Raw genomic sequence first — 8,258 nt, forward strand, 5'->3', positions numbered from 1 at the left:
CGCAGCCAATTCCAATGGCCGACCCTCCCGCACGTCAACCACCAGATACCCATCCCCCTGTTGATAATAGTCAACGCGACATTCGCACCCGAGATCAATACGCAGGGGCTGACCAGGACCGTTTTGCGACACCCCCTGGATCCGAGTGCGCGGGATCATATCAAACACATTTTGCGTATTGAAAACCGCTGTCGGCGAGCCAACATTCACCGTTGCGATGCGGTCGCTCTGCGTGAGCGACCACTCCACCCCGTCAGGAATTCGCATCACCAGACGGGTAAAATCTCCATGCTCACCCGAGCGTGTGACGATTGTCTGGGCTTCTGCGTATCCGGCCACCACTCCTGCGGCGACGAATGCGATGACTCGCGATATCATGCTGCGTCCTGTTTCACTTCATTCAAAGCTTCCTCCAGCTCAGAGAATCCGGGCCGGATGTGGGATGGCGTATTCTGACGCCCCACTTCAATACAGATGGCTGCGGCGTGGTTATGCAGGTTCGCCACAAGAACCTCGCGGATCAGCTGGTAGAAATGCGCGTCTTCTTCGACGACAGCATTCACCTTGCTCGCAAAAGGAGCGACCAGACCATAGGAGAGGAAAACCCCAAGGAAGGTCCCCACAAGCGCGCCACCGATCATCTTGCCGAGCACCTCGGGCGGCTGGTCGATCGCTGCCATGGTCTTGATCACGCCAAGTACGGCCGCAACAATCCCGAGCGCCGGCAAACCATCCGCCATGGTTTGCAAGGCGTGGCCAGAATGCAGCGCATGATGCAAATTGGCCTCAATACGTTTTTCCAGCACCTCTTCAACCTGATGCGGATCGTCGTAGTTCATAGACGCCGAGCGCATAGTGTCGCTGATCAGGTTGATTGCTTCCTTATCCGCCAGGATTTTGGGATATTTTCCAAAGACCGTGGAATTCTCCGGGTCCTCGATATGTTGCTCAACCTCAACCGGATTCGCCCGTGCGATGCGGATCAACGCAAACAAGAGGCAGAGAAGATCCTTATAGTCCTCAGGCTTCCATTTCGGCCCTTTGAAGACCTTTCCGACATCCTTGAGTGTATGTTTCACTCCAGCCATGTCGTTGCTGATCAGAAATGCCCCCACCGCGGCACCACCAATCATCATCATCTCGAACGGAAGCGATTTAAGAATGATGCCGAGTTTGCCGCCTGCAAGCAGGTAACCACCAAACACCATGACAAAGATCACGATGATCCCGACAATGCCGATCATAGGTATGCTCCAAATTCTATCTCTGCTTGGATGGTAGGTCAGTCTTGTTAAAAAAGCCTGAGTCGGGCCCAAGTTACTCCTTGGGCACCTGACCATTTCGTCCGGCAAGAACCACGCTGATGGTATAGGCTGCTTCCGGGCTAAGGCCGGCCATAACGCCCGCTGCCGCATCCGGTCGCATCCGTGCTAGGAACCCGGCAGCAAAGGTCGGATCCATCTCTTCAAACAGCTTTGCGGCTTCCTTGGGCTTCATTTCCTCGTAGACGGTGGTTAGCTTGGAGACGTCTTCCTCGGCTGCACCATCCGCCAGCGCCAGAGTCGCCAGGAGCTTTTCTTCAGCCTTCTTCAGATCCTCAAGCTTGCGCGTGATCGCCTGGTCTGCGATTTCGACCGCTTTCATGCGATCTTCGATTTCGGCTTCGCGCGCGTCCAGCATTTGCTCGCGCTTCTTGAAAGCGGCCAGCATGGCCTGCATTTCCGCCGAATCGGGGACCGCACTATGTTGCTTCGCCGGGGCGGCATGATCGCCGGAGTCACCCGATTTCATTTCCGCCACTTCTCGCGCAATAGCGGGGGCAGCCTCGAGCGCGACTCGCACCACTGCGGAGCCCATCAACAGAACGGCCAGCACCGTAAGCGTACCGCGCTTGACCTTCTGCATCTTCGCCGGCTTTTGAGCCTTGTTGTCGACCTTTGCCATTACGCCACCCGATTCTGATTCCGGTTATGACGAACGAACATCAGACCAGAGGGTTTTGCCTCTTCCTGCGGTTCGGGCTCTGCTTCCGGCTGCGGCGCCTCTGCCTGTGCTTCAGCTTGATATGCCTCTGCCAGAGCATCGTTTTCCTCGGACATTTTCGGCGCCGGTGCGGCCTGCTGCTCCTGTTGCGGCGCGATGTCATGCATCGAGGCCATCATCAGTTCGAGCTTATGCGACACCGATTCGGCTCGGCCCGTCAGCTGCTCCAGCGCCTTGCTGGAGCCATCCGACATCTGGCGCGCCGCCGTCAGCGATTTGTTCAAATCATCTACTTGCGACGAAAGCACCGCCACGGCACCGCCGACCCCTTTTTCAAGGTCGTTGAACCGTTTCAAACGGCGCGACAGCACCAGGCAATAAAACCCGGCACCCATCGCTCCAGCTGCAAGCAGGATATCAGCTATAAGTTCCATCCTGTCCTCCTAGTTGAGTACGAAATCCATGATCAGCAGATCTTTCACACGGCCTTGACCGGTTGCTATGTTGATCCGCCGCAGCATCTGTGCCCGCAGTTTGGGCAGAGCCATCGGATCGGTCAGATCGTCCAGCTCCAACGCGCGTAAATAGCTGTTCAGAACATCGACAACTCTGGGGAGGACTTTTTCGACCTCGGCCTGATTGGCCAGATCGACCTCGAGTTGCGCACGGAACCGAAGTTGTTGAACACCGCTGGCTTTGCGCAGCGTGACCACAATCGGTTCCATTTCGATAAAGGCTAAGTTGGCGATTTCCTCCGCCGACTCACCCTTGTCCACGCCTTCTGGCGCCTCTTTGGCGGCATGCGCTGTTTCTGGCGCAGCCTTGTTGCCAAAGGGAAGAAGGCCTGACTGAACGGCATAAAATCCGCCCCCTGCACCCGCGATCGCCAGTACGAGCCCTATGATAAGGGGCATCTTACTTTTCTTCGCCGGTCCATCTGTTTCTACATTCGCTACAGCGTCTGTCATGGCTATCCCTAAAACGTCGTGCACCCTGTTCATAACCCGACAGGAACTAACCGAATGTTAAGGCCAATCGGAGAAAAGGGTTGCAGGCCGGAGAGAACGCCGGTGCGACGGAGGTTAATGTGCAGCAGATCAAGAATGTCTGGGCAGGTTTGGACAAGCGGAAGCGGATGATGGCGATCGGGGCGACTCTCGCCGTGATCTTCACATTCTTCCTCATGTCCATGGTGGCGAACAAGCCATCCATGCAACTACTATATGCCGGGCTCGAAAGCAGCTCGGCCGGAGATGTTGTCAGCGCTCTGGAAACGAGCGGTGTCGACTATGAAGTACGCGGCGGGTCGATCTATGTCCCGTCCAGCAAACGCGATGAACTCAGGATGACCCTGGCCAGCCAGGGCCTGCCCGCCAACGGCGGCAAAGGATACGAACTCCTTGATTCATTGAGCGGATTCGGAACGACATCACAGATGTTCGATGCCGCTTACTGGCGCGCGAAAGAAGGCGAACTGGCACGTACGATCGTGGGCAACCCCCACATCAGCCAGGCGCGGGTGCATATCGCCAATACTGGCAGCAACCCGTTTCAACGCACCATTGAACCCACGGCCTCCGTGTCTGTGACGTCAATGGGCACACCGGTTACGCCATCGCAAGCAAATGCGATTCGCTTCCTTGTGGCCTCTGCGGTAGCTGGGCTTGCGGTCGACAACGTCGCGGTGATCGACGCCAATGGTACGCTGATCGGCTCACCAGAGGCTGCCGCTGCTGCCGGCGCCGGCACCGATGACCGCTCCAAGACGATTCGTGAGCGTGTGCTGCGTCTTGTCGAAGCGCGCGTAGGCCACGGCAATGCGGTTGTCGAAGTGAGCGTGGATACGGTGACCGACACCGAATCCATTCGCGAAAAACGCGTTGATCCCGATAGCCGGGTGGCGGTGAGCACCGATCTTGAAGAGCGTACTGACAGTTCGCAGAATCAGGCTGGTGAAGTCACCGTGGCCTCCAACATTCCCGATGGCGATGCGGGCACCGGCGAAGGATCCCGGGCCAACACCAACGCAACGCGCGAGCGAATCAACTACGAGATCTCGGAGACCGAAAAGGAGATCGTTCGTGGACCCGGCGCGATCAAGCGTTTGACCGTCGCGGTGCTTGTCAACGGCGTGACCACTGCCACGGCTGATGGGCAAGCGGCATTCCAACCCCGTGGCGACGACGAACTGGAAGCTCTGCGAGAATTGATTTCGGCGGCGATCGGCTTTGATCCGGAACGTGGCGACGTCATTACCCTGAAGTCGATGGATTTGCTCAACGTCGAGCCCGAAGGCACCACCGTCACCGCCTCGATCTTTGACAACCTCTACTTTGATGTCATGTCGCTTATTCAGATGGCTGCTCTGGCTGTGGTTGCCCTGGTGCTGGGCCTCTTCGTGGTACGCCCGATTCTCGCTGGCAACGGGGCCTCGGTTCAGGCGCTGCCTTCGCCGAATGGCCTTGGGTCCTCCGGCTTGCCGGAACTTCCCGGCATGGGAGGCGGCGACGATAGCTTCATGACCAATCCGAATCTGGGCGCCAATATCGCGCTGGACGGTGAAATCGAGAACGGTGAAACCGGCCAGTTTGAACCGATGGGTGACTTTGGTGGCCTGCCGGGCATGGGCGATGGGCTGAACAGCTTTGGCGGCGGCGGCATGAGCGATGATCCGGTGGATCGCCTGCGCTCGATGATCGGCGAACGTCAGGAAGAAACCGTGCAGATCCTGCGCGGGTGGTTGGAAGAAAACAATGAGGAGCGCGCCTGATGACCATTGCACATCTTCTAGAAGACTTCGGCATCAAGACCCCTGTCGAACCTGCCAGCAGTTTTTCCGAAGAAGTCATCGAAGAAGCTAAGCTGGTGTCTTTTGAAACCGGTTATACCGCAGGTTGGGACGACGCGATCGAGGCCAAGGACAAGGAAACCACGCGCATTTCCGCAAACCTGGCCGGATCGCTGGAGGATCTCAACTTTACTTACCATGAGGCGCAGACACAGCTGATCGAATCGCTCGATCCAATGTTCAAGGTGCTCACTTCGGTGATCCTGCCGGACACAATGGCGGCGACCTTCGGCCATCACATCATTGATCACCTCAATGAAATGGCCAAAGGTCAAATCAGCGAACCGATGGAAATCGTTGTTGCCGCAGGGGAAGGCAATGCGGTGCGCGCTCTCCTGGGCGAGGAAAGCACCGTCGAGGTTCGGGTGCGCGAGGATGCGGCCCTCTCTCCCGGACAGGCCCAGCTGCGCGTTGGGCAAAGTGAACGTGAACTCAATTCCGAAGCTCTGATCGAGTCCATCAAGGATTCGATTGACGCCTTCTCCTATCAATTCAAAGAGGACAACCAATATGGATGAGACCGGCGACCTGAACCCGAAATCGGCCGATGCCGCAAATCCATTCGTCTCGGTGCCCGTGGAGGTCATCGTCTCGGTCGGCAAGGCGCGCCCTCTGATCCGTGATCTGGTGAACCTTGGCGAAAACGCGATCCTCACTCTCGACAAGAAAGTCGAGGATCCGGTGGACCTTTATGTCGGGGATCGTTTGGTCGCCCGCGGCCAACTGGAAGAAATGGAAGGCGACCAGGCGGGGCAACTCGCAGTGCGGCTGACAGAAATCGCAGATTTGCAAAGCGGGCTGGGATGACACGGAAATTTCTCGCTCTGGGGGTGCTAGCGGTCGTTGTACTGCTGGCACAGCCCCAGGTAGCGCTTGCTCAAGAATTGAGCCTCAACCTCGCCGACGGTCAATCCATTTCCGCCCGGACCATTCAGCTGATCCTCCTGATCACCGTGCTCAGCGTTGCGCCGGGCCTGTTGATCATGATCACCTGTTTCCCGTTTTTGGTCACCGTCTTGTCGATCCTGCGCCAGGCCATCGGACTGCAACAGGCGCCGCCAAACATGCTGATGATCAGCCTGGCAATGTTCCTGACCTATTTTGTCATGGAACCGGTCTTCACCGAAGCCTGGAACACCGGCATCTCGCCCTTGCTGGACGAGCAAATGGAAGTGGTGCCAGCGCTGGAGCGCGCGGTCGAACCCTTCCGTGTCTTCATGGCGAACCGTCTTGATCCGGATACGTTCTACGCCATTTCCGATCTGCGCCCGGGAACTTCTGGGATTGACCCAACCCCGGAAGCGCCGCTTTCGGTCCTGATCCCGAGCTTCATGCTGTCAGAGATCAGCCGCGCCTTTCAGATCGGCTTTCTGGTGTTCCTGCCGTTTCTGGTGATCGACGTGGTCACGGCCGCGATTCTGATGTCCATGGGCATGATGATGGTGCCGCCAGCCTTGGTCTCCTTGCCGTTCAAGCTGGCCTTCTTTGTTGTCGCTGACGGCTGGAGCCTGATCGCAAGCGCGCTGGTGCGGAGCTACTATCCAAACTGACGCATTCCACATGGATCAGCATCACCCCCGGTTCAGCAATCGGGGGTGATGTCATGTTCGAGGTCGAGAAGACCGTGAACGCGGGCCGAAGGGCGGGCAGCTCCGGTTCATAACGATGCGTCAGAATTGACCCTCTTTGACATTCTGTCCAAGTCACGCCCAGCAGTCTTGCATATAGTGCTGTCAACGCCAGGGGTCTTCTCTGGTCGCAGGACAAGCCGCCGCGCAACGGCTGTACATATCAGGAGGAGGATCCCATGCTGGGCAAGATGATGACGCAACCGCTTACCATCAGCGCGTTGATCGAACATGCGGGCAAATACCACCACGACACCATTGTCAGCTCCGTTGAGACCACGGGCGAGATAGAGCACTCCAATTGGGGCACGGTCGCGGGCAATGCACGCCGGCTGGCCGCAGCGCTGGATCGGCTGGGGCTGTCACAAGGCACGCGCTGTGGCACCATTGCCTGGAACAACCGCCGCCATCTGGAGATCTACTTTGGCGTCGCCGGGGCCGGATATGTCTGCCACACGCTGAACCCGCGTCTGAAGCCGGAACAGCTGATCTACATCATCGACCACGCCGAAGACGAGGTGCTGTTCATCGACGCGACCTTTGTTCCCGCCGTGGCCAAGCTGCGCGCGCATCTTCCCAAACTGCGCCATGTGGTCTTGATGGGCCCTCCGAATGATGAGGCCGCCGCCGCGATCGAAGGTCTGTTGTTCTATGACACGCTGCTGGAGGCGGAGAGCGATACCTACATCTGGCCGCAGCTGGACGAGAACACACCCTCCAGCCTCTGCTACACCTCCGGCACCACCGGCAACCCAAAAGGCGTGCTCTACAGCCATCGCTCGACCGTGCTGCATACGCTTGGCGGGAACCAGCCGGACGGGCTGGCTGTTGCCGCGCGCGACAGTGTGCTGGCGGTGGTTCCCATGTTCCATGTGAACGCCTGGGGGGTGCCCTATATTGCCGCCTCGGTCGGGGCCAAACTGGTGCTCCCCGGACCCAATCTGGATGGCGAAAGCCTGGTGCGGCTGATCGAGACCGAAGAGGTCACGCTCGCCCTAGGTGTGCCAACCATCTGGATGGGCTTGTTGCAGGCGCTGGCGAAAACCGGCAGCAAGATCCCCAGTCTGGAACGCACGGTGGTGGGGGGCTCGGCCTTGCCCACGATCATGATCCCGACCTTCCGCGATACCTACGGGGTCGAATTGATCCACGCCTGGGGCATGACGGAAACCAGCCCCCTGGGCACTCTGAACCAGTTGCTGCAAAAACACCAAACCCTGAGCGACGCCGAAAAAGGGGCAATCCGCGAAGGCCAGGGCCGGCCCCCGTTTGGGGTGGAGCTGCGTATCGTGGATGAAGCCGGCGCGCCGCTGGCCGAGGACGGCAACACGCAGGGCAATCTGCAAATCCGCGGCCATTGGATTGTCGACACCTACTTCGGCCAGGAGCAACCCGCCCTGACCAAGGACGGGTGGTTTGATACCGGAGACGTCGCCACCATTGATCCTGATGGCTATATGATCATCCGCGACCGTTCCAAGGATATCATCAAATCCGGAGGCGAATGGATCTCCACGGTGGAGCTGGAAAATGTCGCCATGTCCCATCCTGGCGTCGCACAGGCGGCGGCGATCGCGGCACGCCACCCAAAGTGGGATGAACGCCCGGTGCTGGTTGTGGTGAAATCGGACGATACGCTCACCGAGGTAGAGCTTCTTAAACACTATGATGGCAAGGTGGCCTCGTGGCAGGTGCCCGATGCTGTTGTATTCGTGGACGCGCTGCCGCTGGGTGGAACCGGCAAGGTTCAGAAGAACAAACTCCGCGAATCATATGGTGAGATGCTCCTCTGACATGGG

Annotated in this window: 9 protein-coding genes and 1 pseudogene; 5 read left to right on the forward strand and 5 right to left on the reverse strand. The window is 58.3% G+C overall.

Annotated elements, in window-relative coordinates; genetic code table 11:
• From HCZ87_RS18405 to fliL, 5 genes and pseudogenes are all read right to left on the reverse strand, one after another.
• Nucleotides 1-378 (reverse strand): annotated as a pseudogene (locus HCZ87_RS18405) (hypothetical protein); the annotation flags it as partial.
• Nucleotides 375-1,244, reverse strand: coding sequence for a flagellar motor stator protein MotA (motA, locus tag HCZ87_RS18410; protein ID WP_167646177.1), 870 nt, complete (start codon nucleotides 1,242-1,244; stop codon nucleotides 375-377). The pseudogene HCZ87_RS18405 and the gene motA, both read right to left, overlap by 4 nt.
• A gap of 73 nt (nucleotides 1,245-1,317) precedes the next feature.
• A complete protein-coding gene (locus HCZ87_RS18415; protein WP_167646179.1) occupies nucleotides 1,318-1,944 on the reverse strand; it encodes a MotE family protein in 627 nt (208 codons plus the stop codon).
• Complete coding sequence (locus HCZ87_RS18420) at nucleotides 1,944-2,417, reverse strand: DUF6468 domain-containing protein (protein ID WP_167646181.1); 474 nt, start codon at nucleotides 2,415-2,417, stop codon at nucleotides 1,944-1,946. The genes HCZ87_RS18415 and HCZ87_RS18420 overlap by 1 nt, the downstream gene beginning before the upstream one ends.
• Before the next feature lie 9 nt (nucleotides 2,418-2,426).
• Entirely contained in the window at nucleotides 2,427-2,951 is a 525-nt protein-coding gene (gene fliL, locus HCZ87_RS18425; protein WP_167646183.1) for a flagellar basal body-associated protein FliL, read from the reverse strand.
• 119 nt (nucleotides 2,952-3,070) lie between these two features.
• Between fliL and fliF the strand changes: the two genes are divergently transcribed.
• From fliF to HCZ87_RS18450, 5 genes are all read left to right on the forward strand, one after another.
• Nucleotides 3,071-4,753: a flagellar basal-body MS-ring/collar protein FliF gene (gene fliF / locus HCZ87_RS18430; RefSeq protein WP_167646185.1), complete on the forward strand. Its 1,683-nt coding sequence runs from the start codon at nucleotides 3,071-3,073 to the stop codon at nucleotides 4,751-4,753.
• On the forward strand, nucleotides 4,753-5,349 hold the full coding sequence (locus HCZ87_RS18435; RefSeq protein WP_167646187.1) for an ABC transporter ATP-binding protein: 597 nt from the start codon (nucleotides 4,753-4,755) through the stop codon (nucleotides 5,347-5,349). The genes fliF and HCZ87_RS18435 overlap by 1 nt, the downstream gene beginning before the upstream one ends.
• Nucleotides 5,342-5,638 carry a FliM/FliN family flagellar motor C-terminal domain-containing protein gene (locus tag HCZ87_RS18440; RefSeq protein WP_139663419.1) on the forward strand — a complete coding sequence of 99 codons (297 nt, stop codon included), beginning with the start codon at nucleotides 5,342-5,344 and terminating at the stop codon, nucleotides 5,636-5,638. Before HCZ87_RS18435 ends, HCZ87_RS18440 begins: the two co-directional genes overlap by 8 nt.
• Nucleotides 5,635-6,381: a flagellar type III secretion system pore protein FliP gene (fliP, locus tag HCZ87_RS18445; protein ID WP_167646189.1), complete on the forward strand. Its 747-nt coding sequence runs from the start codon at nucleotides 5,635-5,637 to the stop codon at nucleotides 6,379-6,381. The genes HCZ87_RS18440 and fliP overlap by 4 nt, the downstream gene beginning before the upstream one ends.
• A gap of 257 nt (nucleotides 6,382-6,638) precedes the next feature.
• Nucleotides 6,639-8,252, forward strand: coding sequence for a long-chain-fatty-acid--CoA ligase (locus HCZ87_RS18450; RefSeq protein WP_167646190.1), 1,614 nt, complete (start codon nucleotides 6,639-6,641; stop codon nucleotides 8,250-8,252).
• The last annotated feature ends 6 nt before the right edge of the window (nucleotides 8,253-8,258 follow it).

The sequence above is a fragment of the Phaeobacter sp. HF9A genome (genome assembly GCF_011806385.1).
Classification (GTDB): Bacteria; Pseudomonadota; Alphaproteobacteria; order Rhodobacterales; family Rhodobacteraceae; genus Epibacterium.